Annotated in this window: 16 protein-coding genes; 9 read left to right on the top strand and 7 right to left on the bottom strand. The window is 41.4% G+C overall.

All coding sequences use genetic code 11. The features are described 5' to 3' along the window. Nucleotides 1-381: 381 nt before the first annotated feature. Entirely contained in the window at nt 382-954 is a 573-nt protein-coding gene (locus tag FTV14_RS14495) for a peptidylprolyl isomerase (RefSeq protein WP_180054080.1), read from the bottom strand. Between the two features lie 103 nt (nt 955-1,057). Here FTV14_RS14495 and FTV14_RS14500 point away from each other — a divergent pair, with 103 nt between their 5' ends. After that, the gene (locus FTV14_RS14500; RefSeq protein WP_180054081.1) at nt 1,058-1,729 is read left to right on the top strand and encodes an acetoacetate decarboxylase family protein; all 672 of its coding nucleotides are present in this window, start codon (nt 1,058-1,060) and stop codon (nt 1,727-1,729) included. A gap of 45 nt (nt 1,730-1,774) precedes the next feature. Here the strand turns inward: FTV14_RS14500 and FTV14_RS14505 are convergent, their stop codons facing one another. Then, a complete protein-coding gene (locus tag FTV14_RS14505) occupies nt 1,775-2,845 on the bottom strand; it encodes an alpha/beta hydrolase (protein ID WP_180018431.1) in 1,071 nt (356 codons plus the stop codon). Nucleotides 2,846-3,058: 213 nt separating this feature from the next. Between FTV14_RS14505 and FTV14_RS14510 the strand changes: the two genes are divergently transcribed. From FTV14_RS14510 to FTV14_RS14535, 6 genes are all read left to right on the top strand, one after another. Then, nucleotides 3,059-3,553: a hypothetical protein gene (locus tag FTV14_RS14510; RefSeq protein ID WP_180025579.1), complete on the top strand. Its 495-nt coding sequence runs from the start codon at nt 3,059-3,061 to the stop codon at nt 3,551-3,553. Nucleotides 3,554-4,277: 724 nt separating this feature from the next. Continuing rightward, nucleotides 4,278-4,826, top strand: coding sequence for a nucleotide exchange factor GrpE (grpE, locus tag FTV14_RS14515; protein WP_166138659.1), 549 nt, complete (start codon nt 4,278-4,280; stop codon nt 4,824-4,826). 118 nt (nt 4,827-4,944) lie between these two features. Further along, on the top strand, nt 4,945-6,885 hold the full coding sequence (gene dnaK / locus FTV14_RS14520) for a molecular chaperone DnaK (RefSeq protein ID WP_104426786.1): 1,941 nt from the start codon (nt 4,945-4,947) through the stop codon (nt 6,883-6,885). Nucleotides 6,886-7,003: 118 nt separating this feature from the next. After that, entirely contained in the window at nt 7,004-7,447 is a 444-nt protein-coding gene (locus FTV14_RS14525; protein WP_179993063.1) for a hypothetical protein, read from the top strand. A 120-nt stretch (nt 7,448-7,567) separates the two neighbouring features. Then, complete coding sequence (locus tag FTV14_RS14530; protein ID WP_034171331.1) at nt 7,568-8,473, top strand: matrixin family metalloprotease; 906 nt, start codon at nt 7,568-7,570, stop codon at nt 8,471-8,473. Between the two features lie 111 nt (nt 8,474-8,584). Next, on the top strand, nt 8,585-8,962 hold the full coding sequence (locus FTV14_RS14535) for a hypothetical protein (RefSeq protein ID WP_162835342.1): 378 nt from the start codon (nt 8,585-8,587) through the stop codon (nt 8,960-8,962). Between the two features lie 60 nt (nt 8,963-9,022). Here the strand turns inward: FTV14_RS14535 and erpA are convergent, their stop codons facing one another. The 4 genes from erpA to FTV14_RS14555 all read right to left on the bottom strand — a co-directional run bounded on the left by erpA (nt 9,023) and on the right by FTV14_RS14555 (nt 12,952). Then, complete coding sequence (gene erpA, locus FTV14_RS14540; RefSeq protein ID WP_004780362.1) at nt 9,023-9,358, bottom strand: iron-sulfur cluster insertion protein ErpA; 336 nt, start codon at nt 9,356-9,358, stop codon at nt 9,023-9,025. 116 nt (nt 9,359-9,474) lie between these two features. Continuing rightward, nucleotides 9,475-10,488: a putative solute-binding protein gene (locus FTV14_RS14545; RefSeq protein WP_180018435.1), complete on the bottom strand. Its 1,014-nt coding sequence runs from the start codon at nt 10,486-10,488 to the stop codon at nt 9,475-9,477. 194 nt (nt 10,489-10,682) lie between these two features. Continuing rightward, the gene (locus FTV14_RS14550; RefSeq protein WP_004780360.1) at nt 10,683-11,693 is read right to left on the bottom strand and encodes a putative solute-binding protein; all 1,011 of its coding nucleotides are present in this window, start codon (nt 11,691-11,693) and stop codon (nt 10,683-10,685) included. A 254-nt stretch (nt 11,694-11,947) separates the two neighbouring features. After that, nucleotides 11,948-12,952 (bottom strand): putative solute-binding protein, encoded by a 1,005-nt coding sequence (locus FTV14_RS14555; RefSeq protein ID WP_180004174.1) that lies wholly within the window; start codon nt 12,950-12,952, stop codon nt 11,948-11,950. Between the two features lie 211 nt (nt 12,953-13,163). Between FTV14_RS14555 and FTV14_RS14560 the strand changes: the two genes are divergently transcribed. Next, complete coding sequence (locus FTV14_RS14560) at nt 13,164-15,107, top strand: ATP-binding cassette domain-containing protein (RefSeq protein WP_180025581.1); 1,944 nt, start codon at nt 13,164-13,166, stop codon at nt 15,105-15,107. Nucleotides 15,108-15,410: 303 nt separating this feature from the next. Continuing rightward, nucleotides 15,411-16,574 carry a zinc-dependent alcohol dehydrogenase gene (locus FTV14_RS14565; RefSeq protein ID WP_159124281.1) on the top strand — a complete coding sequence of 388 codons (1,164 nt, stop codon included), beginning with the start codon at nt 15,411-15,413 and terminating at the stop codon, nt 16,572-16,574. A 694-nt stretch (nt 16,575-17,268) separates the two neighbouring features. Here the strand turns inward: FTV14_RS14565 and FTV14_RS14570 are convergent. After that, nucleotides 17,269-17,616, bottom strand: a complete 348-nt coding sequence (locus FTV14_RS14570) for a hypothetical protein (RefSeq protein WP_180012252.1) — start codon at nt 17,614-17,616, stop codon at nt 17,269-17,271. Nucleotides 17,617-17,903: the final 287 nt, after the last annotated feature.

Consider the following 17,903-nt stretch of genomic DNA (forward strand, 5'->3'; position numbering starts at 1 on the left):
GACAAATATTTCTCAAATAAACTTCGAGTAATTTCTACCATTCAATCAATGAAAATAATTTCGATCAATCAACCAGTAAAAATCCACACAAGTTGTTCTTCATAATCTCTTAATGATCTTTCTAACACCTCGTCAGTGCCAGAAGCTGGACTTTGATAAACTTAACAACTCAACGCTTCGCGTTTCGTTCGTTTCCGTCTATCTCGTCGGTATGAGCTCATTATAGGGCAATTTCCTACACAAGCAAGTGCTTTTAACGCACACCAATCATGACTGTTTCATTTTTATGCACCAAATTAGTTCATTTTCCTACCAATTGTTACATAAGTTCATAATATTCCAAAGAAAATATAAACAAAACATTTATGTTTTATTTTTCACTTACTTTTTCACGCTTGGTGCTTTAATGGTCACACTGTTGATTTTCACAGCTGTTTTCGGAACATCCTGATGCATGCCATAGTTCTGAGTAGGTACTTGAGCGATCTTATCGACTACTTCAATACCTTTAGTGACCCGCCCAAATACTGCATATCCAGCATTTCTTGGTGAACGATCCAGAAAACTGTTATCTACCAAGTTAATAAAGAACTGCGCTTTCGCCGAATTAGGGTCGTTGGTACGTGCCATGGCCAAAGTGCCACGTTTGTTTTGCAAACCATTATCTGATTCATTCTTGATTGAAGCTTTATTATTGGCTTTTTCCTGCATGTTGAGATCAAAGCCTCCGCCCTGAATCATGAAACCAGGAATGACCCGATGGAAAATGGTTCCTGTATAGAAGTTGCTTTTGACATATTCTTCAAAGTTTTTCACCGTAATCGGTGCTTTGTCATTAAAGAGTTCAATTTCGATATTACCGGATGAGGTCTTCATCTCGATCAGGGTATTGGCAGCAAAACTTGGCAAGCTAAATGCGATCAACGCGATAGCAGATAATGATTTTTTTAACATTTTTTAACTCATCTACTGATAAAGAAAGGTTGAGATTCACAACATATTAATCTTTCATGACTAATAATGCAGTGACCTGCCGACTAAAGACAAGAGAATAATAATGAGCCATGCATTACTACAGGAGAAAAGCGTCCATCAATTTCCTCCCTGGCATTTGCAGGGGGAGGGTTTTATTCTAAATTACTGGATTACCCCTCATTTCATTCGTGAATTTCAAAGTTTTCGGATTGCGCCATCTCCACTCGGCTGTGTCGTTCAGGTTCTATTAGTGCGCTATCATCATTCTCCTGTGGGCCCTTATGATGAATTGCTCATTATGGATCATCCTTTAATTAGCAGACGGCGTCTTTCGACTATTCCGAAAATTTATGTCTCTACTCATGAATCTATTGTGCATGGTCAGCACTTGTGGGGTATTCCTAAAGAATATGCAGAGTTTGACTGGCAAGAACAGGGACAGGAAACGATTTGCCGCATTACTTATCGTGAGCAAAGCATGACGCTTCGTCTTAAAAAACCTAAATCTCCTCGTTCTTTCTATTTAAATAGTCATCATCTTCCAAGCTCCATGCTAAAAATCCGGCAAACTTGGAAATCCCAGCATTATCAGTTTAGCCCTCAATTCCGGGGTTATTTATCCAAGCTCATTCAAGCAGAGTGGCAAGATACTCAGGATATATTCCCAGATTTTTCTAAAGCTAAATATTTACAAAGCTTTTATGTACCTAAATTTAATTTAGTCTTTCCAGAAGCCAAGATCCATAAAAAATAAAAAAGGTGTTTCACGTGAAACACCTTTTTTACATCTATTTTTGAATCAGATCTTTTTATCCAGGAATTTACGGAAATTCTTGCTGAGTTCAATAACCTGCTTTTTCGAACGTTTATGAATTGGGGTCAGATTGATAAAACCATGTGCCTGATCCGTATATTCCCGATAGTACACTCGTACCCCATTCTCACGTAACTTCAGAGCATAGATTGAACCCTCATCATGCAACACATCATGACGGGCGGTAATCACATAGGCAGGCGGTAGATTCTTCAGTTCACCATAGGTCGGTGAAATCAGCGGATCGTCCAGTTCGACCTGATGTGTTTCAGCATATAGCTTGGTCACCAGATCAATATCCTGAGCTGAAAGTACCAGGCCCTGATTGTATGCATAAAAAGAAGGATGGCGGCTTTTAAAATCGACAGCCGGGTAAAGCAATAACTGTGCGCGAGGTGCATAGATTTTATCGGCACTCCGCTGCGCAACTACTGCCGCCAGATTTCCACCTGCACTATCCCCTGCCACTACAATCTGGTTTTTATAGATTTTCAGCTGCTTAATGTTTTGATGTACCCAAGCCAGAGCATCTTCACAGACCTGTACCATCTGCAAAGGACTGTATTCGGGCGTTAGCGGATAAGCCACGCTGAGTACCTGCACCTTGGCATGTACCGCCAATAAACGGCAGAACTCATCATGCGTATCCAGACCACCCACTATAAATGCACCACCATGATAGAAAATGACCATCGGCAATTTTTTCTGTGGTGCCGGATGATAATGTCGGGCAAAGATAGTGCCATTTTGCAATGGCAAACGCAGATCCTCGACTGCCTTGACCGGCGTCGGTTTCACCTGAATAGCTTTCATGCGTTCATCAAACAGTTGACGTGACTGCACCGCATCTTCACTAATAAAACTGTGCTCTCCCTGTTTAATCTGAATCGCCATCAAGCATTTTATATAAGGATCCAAATCAGGATAGTCATAAGGATAATCCAATGCTTTTACCAGACGTTCTTGTGCAAAGCTCGGCAGGCAATCCAGCAAGCGTGCTGCAGTGCCCTGCCCCTTATCCATTACAAATTTTGTGACCGGATTATTCACACCCATGAGTTTTCATCCTTTTCCCATAATTCTTCATTTTTTCTACATGATTAGGGTTTTAGTGACCATATTCTTATATAAGTCTTAATATCAATGTACATAGATCATCTGCCAAATACGCTAACCTGAATTTAATCAGATGTCATTGACAGTTTAAGTGAGATTTTTACAGCACTTTTGCGACTTTGATGTAGAAGTCTGTATAAAAGGAGATAGCTTATGGCGATAAGAATAATAACGGTATCCTTAGCCACTGCATTTTTAGCCGTAGGCTGTGTGGCTTTTCCTGATGATGGTTATTATGACGGACGTTATGACCGTCGCGATCGAGGTTATGACTATCGTTATGATCAAGACCGCCGCTATGACCGGCAACGCTGGGAATATGAACAGCAACGTAAGAGGCTGGAACTGGAACGGCGCAAAAATATTCAGCAGCGTAACTGGGAACAGGAACGGCGTCGGCAAATAGAACTGGATCGTCGTAAAACTCAACTGGAACGACAACGTCTGGAACAGCAACGCAAGAATCTGAGTAACCAGCGTCAGAAACAGGCCCAGGCCGAACGTAAACGTCGCCAGCAGCTGGAACAACGTAAAAAAGTGGCAGAACAGCAGCGTAAACGGGTTCAGCAAAACCGCTCCAATAATCCACGCTGGAATGATCAGCGACGTAAACAGGAACAGCAGCGACCACGTAATCGTCGTGATTAGGCAGAATATAAATAAAAAAAGAGGCCCTGATTTAGATCAGGGCTTTTTTTATGGACTCGGTTTTATGGTTTTGATCTCATTCCAGTTATTTTCTTTGAATAGAAGAAATGTTTTTACTCAACACAGCCTTGATGAAGATGATCTCATTTTATAGGTCGAAAACCGTAGCAAATTTCAGGCAAAAAAAAGGCTTATCTAGAGAAAAGATAAGCCACGAAAACACATTTCTAAAAAAGAGAAGAAACTACAGCGATAGAATCTGAAATAAATAATATAGCGTTGCTCATTTTTTGTGTAATACTTTATTGCTTAGTTATTAATCGCTTTTATGTCTAAAAAATAATCTGGACAAAAAAAAGCCGGACCATGTGTGAGGGATCCGACTGGAAAAAACAGCTTAAAAAATAAGGCAACAGCAACCTGGTTCAGCTCTCTCCTCAGAACAAGGCCGCTGTTAATGACGCTATGATGCACCTGTTCTAAAAATATTTAAAACAGATAAAAATTATTATTTCTATCTAAAAATACGATGCTGCTTTTATGAAAGCCATTAAATCTAAATAAATCCTAAAATTAATCTGTACTTGTGCTTGAATTTTTTGCCCCTGCCCCGATTTCTTTAAATAATTAAAAATTTCAATCATGGCAGTTCAGTATTAACGCAGTTAACTCTGACGCCCAAGGACTGTACATGTTTAAGAACCCATTTAAACGGAGTAAATCAATGGCAACTGAGCAGAACGAACAAGCTCAAGATCTTGAGCAAGAGCAAGCGACACAAGAGGTAGAGCAAACTCAAGCTGAACCTGAGCAAGTAGAAGTTACCGTTGAATCTTTACAAGAGCAGATTGCACAACTTGAAGGTGACTTAAAGTTAGAAAAAGCACGCACTGCCAATGCAGTTTACGAAGCACAAAAAAGTGTGGAACGTATTCAGCGTGAATCAGAAAAGCATAAAGACACTGTGCTGGAAAAGTTCTCTAAAGAGCTGCTAGATACAGTGGATAACCTGGAGCGCGCGATTGTTGCTGCAGGGGAAGAACAGGGCCCGTTACGTGAAGGCGTAGAACTGACCCTGAAAGCGTTGCTCAATACACTAGAGAAATTTGGTGTAGTCGCAGTTGATACCGCAAATGGTTTTAATGCTGAATTGCATCAGGCAGTCGGTATTGATCCAAATGCCAAATCTAATGAAATCGGTACAGTCTTGCAAAAAGGCTATGCCCTCAATGGTCGTTTATTACGTCCTGCAATGGTCATGGTTGGCGCTTAAGCTAAATAAATCGGGAGTTTGTGAAATTTTTTCTAAAAATTTACTTGAAAAAAATTGAACGGCTCTCATATCGGATAACAAGTGTAAATCACAAAAAAATTTTTGAGGAAACATCCAAATGGCTAAAATCATTGGTATTGACTTAGGTACTACAAACTCATGTGTTGCAGTACTTGAAGGCGACAAAGTTAAAGTTATCGAAAACGCTGAAGGCGCACGTACAACTCCATCTATTATTGCGTACAAAGATGGTGAGATCCTTGTTGGTCAATCAGCTAAACGCCAAGCGGTAACCAACCCTAAAAACACATTATTCGCGATCAAACGTCTGATCGGTCGTCGTTATGAAGACCAGGCAGTACAAAAAGATATCGGTCTGGTTCCTTACAAAATCCTGAAAGCTGACAATGGCGATGCTTGGGTTGAAGTAAACGACAAGAAACTTGCTCCACAACAGATCTCTGCAGAAGTTCTGAAAAAAATGAAGAAAACTGCAGAAGACTACCTGGGTGAAACAGTCACTGAAGCGGTGATTACTGTTCCTGCTTACTTCAACGATGCACAACGTCAAGCAACTAAGGATGCAGGTAAAATTGCAGGCCTAGAAGTTAAACGTATCATCAACGAACCAACTGCTGCGGCGCTTGCGTTCGGTATGGACAAGAAAGAAGGCGACCGTAAAGTTGCGGTATACGACTTGGGTGGTGGTACATTCGACGTTTCAATCATTGAAATTGCTGACCTTGATGGCGACCAGCAAATCGAAGTGTTATCAACTAATGGTGATACCTTCCTTGGTGGGGAAGACTTCGATAACGCATTGATCGACTACCTGGTTGAAGAGTTCAAGAAAGAACAAAACGTTAACTTGAAAAACGATCCACTTGCGTTACAACGTCTGAAAGAAGCAGCTGAAAAAGCAAAAATCGAGCTTTCTTCTTCTAACGCAACTGAAATCAACCTTCCATACATCACTGCAGATGCGACTGGTCCTAAACACTTAGTGATCAATGTAACTCGTGCAAAACTTGAAGGTTTAGTTGCTGATCTTGTAGCTCGTACCATCGAGCCTTGTAAGATTGCGCTGAAAGATGCAGGTCTTTCAACTTCTGACATCTCTGACGTAATTTTGGTAGGTGGTCAGTCTCGTATGCCACTTGTACAACAAAAAGTACAAGAATTCTTCGGTCGCGAGCCACGTAAAGACGTGAACCCGGACGAAGCAGTCGCAATGGGTGCTGCGATCCAAGGTGCGGTATTGTCTGGTGATAAAACTGACGTACTTCTTCTTGACGTAACTCCACTAACTCTTGGTATTGAAACCATGGGTGGCGTGTTGACTCCAATCATTGAGAAAAACACGACGATTCCTGCGAAGAAATCTCAGGTGTTCTCAACTGCTGCGGACAACCAGCCTGCTGTAGACATTTCAGTTTACCAAGGTGAACGTAAAATGGCTCAACAAAACAAATTGTTGGGTAACTTCCAGTTAGGCGACATCCCACCTGCTCCACGTGGTGTGCCACAAATTGAAGTATCATTCGACATCAACGCGGATGGTATCTTGAAAGTATCTGCGAAAGATAAGAGCACTGGTAAAGAGCAATCTATCCAGATCAAAGCAAACTCAGGTTTGTCTGATGCTGAAATCGAAGCAATGATCAAAGATGCTGAAGCAAATGCTGAAGAAGACCGTAAGTTCGAAGAGCTTGCAAAAGCACGTAACGAAGCGGATGCACTAGTTTCTTCTGCTCAAAAAGCAGTAAAAGATCTTGGCGAACAAGTGACTGCTGACGAAAAAACTGCAATCGAAACTGCGGTTTCTGAGTTAGAAGCGTCTACGAAAGAAAATGATGTTGAAGCAATCAAAGCGAAAACTGAAGCATTGCAAAACATTATTATGCCGATCACTCAACGTGCTTATGAAGCAGCTCAAGGCCAAGGCGGTGCACAAGGTTTCGATCCTAATGCATTCCAAGGCGGCGAAGGCCAAGCCCAAAAAGCAGATGACGGCGTAGTTGATGCTGAATTCACTGAAGTAAAAGATGACAAAAAATAATTTGTCACTTTGAGAAAAAGACCGCATTTTATGCGGTCTTTTTTTTGTTCAATACATAGGCAATAGAATCTTTTTTAATTAAACTATAATGAAATAAATAACTTAAAAATAAAAACGTATGCAGAATTTTGTTAAGCTTTTTCTTCTGGCTTCCGGGCTTGCGATCATGCTGCTCTACCCGATGGGCAATCTGCTTCTGATCTTACCGCCGAATGTGGTACTCGCGCCTTTTAATTACCTGCAAACCTTCGGAATTGAAGCTTCTTTTTCCTTGGGTTTCCTGATTGCTATCATTGTATTACTGATCCTGGCTGTACCTCAGCGTTATCCTTCCGGAAAAGGCTTTATCATTCTAGCTATTGGATTGCTGAGCTATATTATTTTCCAGATCTTTAAATCTGAAATCACGCTGTATGCCTTTAATCACCAAACCAGACATTCCTATAACCTGAAATATTTAATTGAATTTATGATCTTCTTATTGAATGGTATAGGCCTTGGTTTTATCTATCATTCCAATATGCCAAGACAGATTGAACAGTGGAAAGGTAAAAAATCATAATCTGACCTGAACAGAACCGTGCATAAGCACGGTTTTTTATTGCCACTTTTTATCGCTCTGACGCTAGGATTTTGCTGGTTTTTTAGCTACATTGAGCCAAACAATATTTAAAAAAACACTATGCGTCTTTTAAGCTTTCTGGGGATTGTCGTTTTCATTGTGTCACTGTTTTTGTATCTACAAACCAAGACCCATCCACAATTAAAATTTAATTCCCTGGCTGACCGTTTGACCCATCCTTTTGATACGCGCCTACGTTTCCGGATTGACCAAGTCGATCCCGGTTTTGGCTTGACCCGTGATGAGGTCATTCAATTAAGTCAGGAAGCTATTCAGATCTGGCATGAAGGAACCAATCGCGATGATCTGATGGTCTATGATGAGAATGCTCAGCTGGCCATTCAACTGATTTATGATCAACGCCAACAGGACTATGAAGCCTTTAAAAAGGTTGAAAAAAAGTTACTTGCCGATGAAGCCAGATATCAGCGTGAAGTCAGCAATCTGCAAGTTTCACAGAAAAATCTGGAAGATCAGCAGCAACGACTGATCCAGCAAAAAAGTCAGCTTGAGTTTGAATTTCAAACTTTATTGCAACGCCGTCAACAAGCCAGCTCATCTGCCGAGCGTGAACAGCTTCAGTATGAGATGGAAATGCTCAAGCCTAAACTGGAAAGTTTTAAGCGCGAATATGCCTATCTTCAGGAACAGCTATCTTCATTTAATCAGCAAGTTTCTGTTCATCAAAACAGTGTGCAAAGTCATCAGCGAAATATCCAGCAGGCCCAGCAGCGTTTTCCCCCACGCCAGTTTCATAAGGGTATTTTTATGGGAGATAAGATCCAGATTTACCAGTTTGATGCCAAAGATGATTTACGTTTAACTTTGGCACATGAGCTGGGCCATGCCTTGGGTCTCTATCATCATAATGATCCGGAAGCCTTAATGTATCCTGTATTGGGTGAACAGAATCTGCAAGATTTCAAACTACGCCCGGCAGACAAGACCCTATTGTATACCCGATAACATTCAGGTTTTAATTCCCTATATTATTTATGTGTTTAGGCTAGTAAAAATACAACTTGGTTTCATTTCATGTTATTGTGAAGAACAGTAGGACGTCTTAGGCCAACTTTCTTGGAGATTCATGTGAGTTACTACCATATTTTAATTGAAGTAAATGACCACATTAGTACGATTGATGAAACCCGTGATATCGAGATCTTTGATATCGAGGATATTCAACCTTATCTTCATTCAATTTTGCTGCCTTATTTCAATGAACAGCTGATCGAGCTGGATGATGAAAATCTTGAATTTAAGGATATTTTGCATCTGCAAGTGAAACAGACTTTGTTACCGATCAATGACTTGATTGAGGAAGAACAGCGTCTGTTGCCGAGTGATACGGACATTACCATTACAGCCTACGAGATATTTAATAACCGCGAACTGAGTCAGGATGTCACTACAGTGATTTTTGACCTGCTTGAAGCGGTCAAACTGGAAAGCTAAGCTTTCTTCAGATATAAAAAAGTCCTCATATGAGGACTTTTTTATTCAACTTGATAGGTATTAGATCGAGAATGAAGATCCACAACCACAGGTCGTGGTCGCATTCGGGTTTTGTACCACAAAACGTGAACCTTCCAGACCTTCAACATAGTCAACCACTGAACCGACCAGATATTGATAGCTCAGAGAATCGACCAGCATTTTGACATCGCCATTGACGAATTCTGCATCATCTTCATTTTGGCTTTCCGCAAAGTTAAAGCCATAAGAGAAACCTGAACAACCGCCACCGGTGACATACACACGGAGCATTAAGTCTTGGTTACCTTCACTGTCACGCAACTGGCGTACTTTATTTGCGGCATTGTCGGTGAGCACAAGCGCTTGAGCATTCATGGCGGATTCCTCTGTTGAATGGAATGTCTTTAAAAAGAAAAGACCATATTTCAAGTATAACACACTCAATATATGGTCAGTCTGTACAGATTAAAAGTCAAATCAGAGTAGTTTTATCAGGATTGTTTATAGTTCTCATCCTGTAATGCACATTCGAAGTTTTTCGGATTTTGCTTGCAGCGGAATTGCCAGAGTAACTTCATCATGCGTTTATCATAAATACCCCGTTTGGTCAGATCAATCCGCGAATCACGCATCAGCTTTTGGTAACCTGGCTTATCTGCTTCAGGAATATCCATCCAGTATTTAGAGGGAATATCTGCCTTCATTTTACCCAAAATTCCAAAAGCACGTGGTAACTGGCTTTTCACCCATTCACGTGATTTTTGTCCATATCCTGCCGGGAATTTATCTGGACGAATAATAATATTACCGGTGACCTGCAATACCGGATAATTCACAATAGCACCCTTGCTACCCAAACCTTTATGCAGTTCTAGCGGTTTAAATACAGCAGCCGGCGCGCCAATAATATCGACCTGACCATTGTTAAATTTAGAGCCAAAGTTGGTCACATCGGCGCTGACTGCCTGTGCACCCACTTGTTGAACCATGATTTTTTGTGCTTCGTCATAGTCAAGTACAGCAATTTTTTTACCTGCTGCTTTCGCAACTGTATTAATGCTTCGGTCATTGACCATCAGGAAGGCATCGCCTACCGGAATCACTCCTGCGACTTCATATTTGCCTTGAACCATGAGCTTGGCAAAGGTCGGACTCGCCAGGCCTTGCATGACTTTTACCGCCAGGTTCAGATCTGGAATTGCGCCGATCGCATCGAGTGAACCGGTAAAACGGTTAAACTGACGGCCACGCATACCGGTAACACTGATCCCGTCACATTTACCGGCTTTAAAATCTTCTGCGACGACAGCTTCATTGGTATTTACCCTAAGCTCGATATCAGCACCCCAGTTTTTTGCAGCCAGCTGATAGTCTTTCATTACAGCATAAACGTCACCATTTTTGCCGACCAGATCGAATACACATACCACCTGTTTAGCCTGAGCCAGACCTGAAACTGCCGCGAGTGCTGCACCTACAGCCAGGGCTTTCCATCCTCTCTGCATCATTTTGCTTTCCTTGATTGCCTTGTTTTTGTTATCTGCTTTAAGTGCTACATGTTATTGTTTTTTATACTAAACATGAAAGCATTATTTTTAATCAGCTTAACTGCTTTACCGTGATCTGCAATGGCAGATCTGACTTTGTTTAATATAAAAAAAGCTTAGATAAATCTAAGCTTTTTTCCTTAAAAATCAAATTATTCGCCAGAAAGTGAACATTCAAAGTTGGCCTTATCGACAGAGCAACGTGCACGTTTCAATACCGACATCATGCTGGCATCATAGATTCCACGCTTGGTCATATCCATACGTCCTTCACGTAATAACTTCTGGTACTTGGTTTTGTCTTCCGCGCTCAGATTCAGCTTATATTTCGCTGGAATACCGGCTTCCAGACGATTAATCATCGCCATGCTCTTAGGCAGATTTTTAATGAACCAGTCACGAGACTTCTGGCCAAAACCGGCTGGGAATTTCTCCGGACGGATCACAAAGTCAGAGGTGACATGCAGTACCGGGAAGTTAAACATCGCACCGCTATTGCCCAGACCTTTATAGATTTCGAGTGGCTTGTACGCATACGCCGGTGCGCCCACCATATCGACTTGGCCATTATTAAACTTGGCCACGAAGTTGGATACATCAGACACTACAGCCTGAGCACCTACACGTTGAACCATGATTTTTTGCGCATCATCATAGCCAAGAACAGCAAACTTCTTGCCTGCCGCTTTTTCAATGGAGTTAATGTTTTTGTCACGTACAAAGATAAAAGCTGAACCTAATGGCGCAATCCCGGCCACCTCATATTTTTTACCGCCCATGGTCGTAACCATTTTAGCGGCATTACGCTTATCCAAAGCGAAGCTAATCGCACGCTGTGCAATGGCATTACTTGGAGCACCACCTAAGGCATCGATTGAACCGGCAAACTTGTTATATTGACGGGCACGCATGGCGGTCATGAATACGCCATCACATTTGCCAGCCTTAAAGTCATTGTCAGCGACGGCTTCATCCTGACGAGCGATCAGATTAATATCTGCGCCCCAGCCTTTTGCTGCCAGTGCCCATTCCTGAGCCATCTGGAAAGACTCGCCAGATTTACCAAGTAGGTCAAACACACAGATATCGACCTTTTCTGCATGTGCCACACCTGCAAAACCAAATGCAGAAAATGCAGCCAATGATAAGAGTGTTTTTTTCATTTTAGTTATCCTTTGAAATCTTGTTGTTAGCTGAGTGTCCGTACACGCGTCAAATATTAAGCAAATTTATTTCAAAAAAATAGAGCATTTACTCCAGATAAAAGCGGCTTTTTGGCCTATAAAGATAAATCAGTTTTTCTTGATTTCTTTTATCTTATTTTTTTATAAATATATCAGCATCTTAATATTTTAGCTTAGCTACTTTGAATTACATTTCATTCGCTGTAGTTACAAAGATATACATGATTTTAAAATTATTCACCACTGATTGAGCATTCGAAATTAGTTCTTTCTACAGTACAACGTGCCCGTTTTAATACTGTCATCATGCCAGCGTCATAGATGCCCTGTTTGGTTAAATCCATGCGTCCTTCACGCAGAATTTTTTGATAACTGACCTGTTCCTCACGGCTCAGGTTCAGAATATATTTACGCGGGATTTCTGCTTCCATACGTTTCACCATCGCGAAGCTACGGGGTAACTGCTTAACAAACCATTGTCGGGAATTGGCTGCAAACTGTTCCGGAAATTTATCCGGTCGAATAATCAGATCTGCTGTGACATTGACCACCGGAAAGTTAATCATGGCTCCTTTCTGACCCAGTCCTTTGGTCACTTCAAGAGGTTTAAAGGCATAAGCGGGTGCTGCCACAATATCCACTTCACCCTGATTAAATTTACGGATGAAATTAGAAATTTCCGAATTCACCGGTACGGCTTCTACCCGGTTCACCATAATGGTTTGGGCATAGTCATAATGCAGCACAGCAAACTTCTTGCCCTTAATATGTTCTAGCTTGTTCATATTACGATCACGGACAAAGATATAAGCAGGACCAATCTGGCCAATACCGGCTACTTCAAATTTTTCCTTGCCAATCTGAGTGGTCATGCGCTTGGTATTACGCTTATCCAGCACATAACTCACCGCTTTCATGGCAATGTCATTATTAGGAACGCCGCCAATGGCATCAATGGAGCCTGCAAATTTGTTATAAGCTCGCGCGCGCATGGAGGTCATATAGAAGCCATCGCATTTTCCGGCTTTGGCATCCTGATCGACTTTGGCTTCATCCTGATAAGCAATCAATTGAACCGTAGCCCCCCACTGCTTGCTGGCTAATGCCCATTCTTCCAGCAGTTTGAAGGATTCACCCGATTTTCCCAGTAAATCAAATACACAGACATTGACTGGGGCAGCATGTGCACTCGAAGCCCATAGGCCCAGTGCAGATAAAATTAAAAATCCTTTTTTCATTTTTATTCTACTCAATATTATTATGAGCCTTGATGGCTCTATCTTTCGGTTTTTAAACAAAATAGAGTATTTACTCAAAACATAGTTCATCATATATGAATCTATAAATTTTTAAAGCTTGAACAGGATAAACTGCAACGAAGATTTTTTGTTTTCTCTCGGCTTTCCATTAGAATAGCGGCATTCTCTTTTGCCCTTATTAGTAAGTTCAATGATTCAGTTAGACCAAGTTTCGTTACGCCGTGGTGGGCGAGTGTTATTTCAAAAAGCCTCCATGCAGCTTCATCCCGGCTGGAAAATTGGTTTAACCGGCGTGAATGGTGCAGGAAAATCCACCCTGTTTGCGGCTCTTTTAGGTGAGCTCAGTGCAGATGAGGGCTCGCTAACCCGTCCATCCGTTTGGACCGTAGCGCATATGGCTCAGGAAATTAAAGCCCTAGATATGCCAGCCATTGATTTTGTTCTGTCAGGCGATGAAGAGTATTGGGATATACAGGCCAAACTGGCACATCCGGAACAACTATCCGATGCTGAACTGGCACAGTTACATGGCCGTTTCGACGAAATTCATGGCTATTCTGCTCCATCTAAAGCAGCTCAGTTGATGGCCGGTCTGGGCTTTATGGATCATCAGATTCGCCTGGATGTTTCCAGCTTTTCAGGCGGTTGGCGGATGCGTCTGAATCTGGCCCGTACCCTGATGAGCCGTTCAGACCTGCTATTACTCGATGAACCGACCAACCACTTGGATCTGGATGCGATTTTGTGGCTCGAAGACTGGTTAAAGGCGTATGAAGGCACTTTAGTGCTAATTTCGCATGACCGTGATTTTCTGGATGCCGTGACGGATCATATTCTGCATATCGAAAATCAGGAACTCACCCTCTATACCGGTAATTATTCAACTTTTGAAGTGACCCGTAGCGAGCGTCTGGCGCAACAGCAACAGGCCTTTGAGAAACAGCAGGAAGCCCGAGCACATTTACAAAAATTTATTGACCGTTTCAAAGCCAAAGCAACTAAAGCACGTCAGGCCCAAAGCCGGATCAAAATGCTGGAGCGTATGCAGGATCTCGCCCCTGCTCATGTAGATACGCCTTTTACCTTCAGTTTCCGTGAACCGACCAAAATGAGTTCACCACTTCTGGCCTTGGAACAGGCGGAAATTGGTTATGGCGATAAATCGATTGCCAGCAAAATTAACCTGCAAATCACCCCAAATTCTCGCATTGGTTTACTGGGAATGAATGGTGCGGGTAAATCAACCCTAATCAAAACCTTAGTCGGAGATTTGCCTTTATTAAATGGTCAACGTAAAGCCTCAGAATTACTCAATATTGGTTATTTTGCTCAACACCAGATGGATGCTTTGGATGCTAATGCCAGCCCAATGCTACAACTGGCACGTATCGCCGATCCAAAAATCAGTGAAGCTTCTTTACGCTCTTTCCTCGGCAGTTTCGGTTTTAGCGGTGAGCGCATGGATACCCCATGTGAGAGTTTCTCTGGGGGTGAACGTGCACGTTTGGCTTTGGCTTTAATTGTTTGGCAGCGTCCAAATGTACTGATTCTGGATGAACCGACAAACCATCTGGATCTGGATATGCGCCATGCCCTGACTATGGCTTTGCAGGATTTTGAAGGTGCGGTGGTACTCGTTTCGCATGAACGTCAATTGATTGCGACAGTATGTGATGAATTGCTGTTAGTGCATGCCGGACGTTGTAGCGAATTTGAGGGCGATCTGCAGGACTATGCCAAATGGTTACGTGAAGCGCGTCAACAGCAGATCAATGCGCAGAATGCCTTAGCCAAAGCACAGGTAGTAGAAACAGAAGCTAAACCTGTGGTGGTAGCCAAAGTAGATAAGGAAGCACAGCGCAAACTGGCCGCTCAGCGTCGTGAGCAGACTCGTCCGATTCGCAAGAATATCGAAAAATGCGAAGCGCAAATTGACAAGTTACAACCGCGTCTGGCAGAAATTGAAGAATTGCTGGCAGATAGCGCTTTATATGAAGCTGCACGTAAAGATGACTTGCTGAAACTTATGAACGAGCAAACTGAACTGAAACAGAAACTGGAAACTGCCGAAGAGCAAATGCTAGAACTGATGATGGAGCTAGAAAGTTTGGAGCAATCTTTTCAGGAAGGTTAAGTTTTAAACCTTGATTCAAATCTTAGAGATTAGCTGCAACTGGAGCTAATCTCTTTTTTATACTTTTTATATATTGCTCTCTCCATCTTTTCCCTGATTTTTTTATCGAAACCGTTTTTGACATATTTTGTAGTGAATTACGCAAATCCTATATAAGTTTATTTTTTAAACACTCGGATGTCTTATTTCATACATTAATTTACAGCGATTTCTTGGCCCATAAGGCTCTAATAAAAGTGTTTTTTATTTTTGGCAGCCTTGATACGAGTCTGTTTAATGTTGAACTAGAGAGAGGAAATCCGCATGCGTGCTCTTACCTATCATGGTGCTCGGGATGTACGAGTTGAATCCGTTCCAGATCCAGTGATTCAGGAACCAGATGACGTCATTTTAAGGGTGACAGCGACTGCCATCTGTGGCTCAGATCTGCATCTATACCGGGGTAAAATCCCGGCTACTGAAGATGGCGATATTTTCGGCCATGAATTTATGGGAATTGTAGAAGAAGTCGGCCCTGAAGTCACAGAAGTCAAAAAAGGCGACCGGGTCATTATTCCTTTCGTGATTGCATGTGGTCACTGTTTTTTCTGTGAACATGAACTGATGGCTGCCTGTGAAAATACCAATACCGGCCGTGGTGCAATTATCAATAAGAAACAGATTCCACCAGGTGCCGCTCTATTTGGTTATAGTCATTTGTATGGCGGTGTACCAGGCGGACAGGCTGAATATGTCCGTGTACCTAAAGGTAATGTAGGCCCATTTAAAGTACCGGGATCATTACCGGATGAAAAAGTCCTGTTTCTGACTGATATCTTGCCTACTGCATGGCAGGCTGTAACCAATGCCCAGGTCACTCGCGGCTCCAGTGTTGCGATTTATGGTGCTGGTCCAGTTGGTTTACTGTCGGCTGCCTGCGCACGTATGCTGGGTGCCGAACAGATCTTTATGGTCGATCACCACCCTTACCGTCTGCGTTTCGCCCATCAAACTTATGGTGCAATTCCAGTGAATTTTGATGAAGTCGATGCAGCTGAATATATTATTCAAAATACTGCCGGTCATCGTGGTGTTGATGCCGTCATTGATGCGATTGGTTTCGAGGCCAAAGGCAGTTTGCTTGAAACTGTGATGACGAATCTAAAAATTGAAGGTTCGAGCGGCTTTGCCTTACGTCAATGTATCGCCGCAGTACGCCGTGGTGGTGTGGTGAGTGTGCCAGGTGTATATGCTGGTCCAATTCATGGCTTCCTGTTTGGTGATGCCTTCGATAAAGGACTGACCTTTAAAATGGGTCAAACGCATGTACATAAATTCCTGCCACAATTACTTGAATATGTAGAAAATGGCCAGCTGTCTCCAGAAGTGATTATCACCCATCGCATGAAACTGGAAGAAGCTGCTGAAGGCTATCGTATTTTCGATAAACGTGAAGAAGACTGCCGCAAGATTATTCTGACCCCATAAATACAATCATTAAAAAATAGAAAGCGCCGTTAGGCGCTTTTTTTATTTTTGATCACCATTTTATAAACCATACTTTTTCTATTTTCAGTTTTAAAAGCTCAGATCTATTGTCTGTTTATCAGATGAACTGGCACTAGGTCACGTGATGATCCAGCTTAAAGAAACTAAGCTATAGAAGTAAAAGTTAGAAAAATCTATAAGCCTATGATTCAGTAATAAAAAATTGAAAGTTCACTTGATTATTAAATTAATTGTGTAGTTTAGCTACAGTGAAGATCTTTAGAATTAAAATATGTTCCACGCTGATTATTAATTAAATCTACAATATTAATATAAGCTATTAATTTTTAGCTGGTTTATATAATTTTTCCATTAAAAACAGATAAAAATTCACCTGAACTGGTTGCTTTTAAGAGCAGAGAAGTTATGGCTCCAACTAGTCTTTTAAATTCAAAAACCTATTTTAAATTTAAAAACACTTATCCACAAGATATAGAAATTAAATTTGAATTTAAAAAAATGAGAGATAAGAAAGGCAATATAACTTGTGGATAAATACTATCTTATTCACATAAAAAATATGGATAACTTTGCAGTTATCCACACGATTGATCAAGGTTTAAGCAAGATTTAAAACAACACTATTCAAATATTTTTAAAAAATTTCGAATTAACTTGATAAATCATTGAAATTCTAGGATTTCAAAAATCTAAGTTCTAGAATTTTCCATTCATCCTCTAGCTTCCAGATCTCCTGAAGACGCTGTTTATTATTTTCCAGTCCAATCAAGATCCGGCATTCGGTCTGGTCTTCATTGTACTCGTATTCTTCATATTCTATGTCTGGCTTCAGCGGTTTCCATACACCGTTTTGTACCGCATGAGCGATCCGGTCATAACGCAGATAACTTCCTTCTACGCGGCCTTCCTGTTCAAAAACCACCTGAAAGTCCTGATGTTCATAGTGGCGCAGCACATCATAGTCGCCACTGTAGAATGCATTTGCCCAGATCTCACGTATTTCTTCAAGCTGGCTATCCATGGATAAACCTCTTTATAAATAAGACTTGATTCTACTGAACTAGGTTTTTTAAGACCTAGCATTAGCAGATCATTGGTCTAAAAACTGCTTAGATTAAAATTATTCTAAACAGTTCATCTGGCATTAATAGAAAATTTACGTAAAAAAAGCGCCTTAAAAGGTAATGCCAGTCAGTTAAGCAAATATTAGTAAAATGTAGTAAAAATGAGTGTATGTAAATACGCTCATTTTTTTATGACTTTATCTGAAAATTTAGATTGCACCCTTCAACATTCTTTACCTTCACT

The organism is Acinetobacter sp. YH12236, assembly GCF_013417645.1.
Lineage (GTDB): Bacteria > Pseudomonadota > Gammaproteobacteria > Pseudomonadales > Moraxellaceae > Acinetobacter.

Bases quoted from the DNA above. Each gene is read 5' to 3' on its own strand.
- FTV14_RS14495 (WP_180054080.1), bottom strand. From the start codon at position 954: ATGTTAAAAAAATCATTATCTGCTATCGCGTTGATCGCATTTAGCTTG.
- FTV14_RS14500 (WP_180054081.1), top strand. From the start codon at position 1,058: ATGAGCCATGCATTACTACAGGAGAAAAGCGTCCATCAATTTCCTCCC.
- FTV14_RS14505 (WP_180018431.1), bottom strand. From the start codon at position 2,845: ATGGGTGTGAATAATCCGGTCACAAAATTTGTAATGGATAAGGGGCAG.
- FTV14_RS14510 (WP_180025579.1), top strand. From the start codon at position 3,059: ATGGCGATAAGAATAATAACGGTATCCTTAGCCACTGCATTTTTAGCC.
- grpE (WP_166138659.1), top strand. From the start codon at position 4,278: ATGGCAACTGAGCAGAACGAACAAGCTCAAGATCTTGAGCAAGAGCAA.
- dnaK (WP_104426786.1), top strand. From the start codon at position 4,945: ATGGCTAAAATCATTGGTATTGACTTAGGTACTACAAACTCATGTGTT.
- FTV14_RS14525 (WP_179993063.1), top strand. From the start codon at position 7,004: ATGCAGAATTTTGTTAAGCTTTTTCTTCTGGCTTCCGGGCTTGCGATC.
- FTV14_RS14530 (WP_034171331.1), top strand. From the start codon at position 7,568: ATGCGTCTTTTAAGCTTTCTGGGGATTGTCGTTTTCATTGTGTCACTG.
- erpA (WP_004780362.1), bottom strand. From the start codon at position 9,358: ATGAATGCTCAAGCGCTTGTGCTCACCGACAATGCCGCAAATAAAGTA.
- FTV14_RS14545 (WP_180018435.1), bottom strand. From the start codon at position 10,488: ATGCAGAGAGGATGGAAAGCCCTGGCTGTAGGTGCAGCACTCGCGGCA.
- FTV14_RS14550 (WP_004780360.1), bottom strand. From the start codon at position 11,693: ATGAAAAAAACACTCTTATCATTGGCTGCATTTTCTGCATTTGGTTTT.
- FTV14_RS14555 (WP_180004174.1), bottom strand. From the start codon at position 12,952: ATGAAAAAAGGATTTTTAATTTTATCTGCACTGGGCCTATGGGCTTCG.
- FTV14_RS14560 (WP_180025581.1), top strand. From the start codon at position 13,164: ATGATTCAGTTAGACCAAGTTTCGTTACGCCGTGGTGGGCGAGTGTTA.
- FTV14_RS14565 (WP_159124281.1), top strand. From the start codon at position 15,411: ATGCGTGCTCTTACCTATCATGGTGCTCGGGATGTACGAGTTGAATCC.
- FTV14_RS14570 (WP_180012252.1), bottom strand. From the start codon at position 17,616: ATGGATAGCCAGCTTGAAGAAATACGTGAGATCTGGGCAAATGCATTC.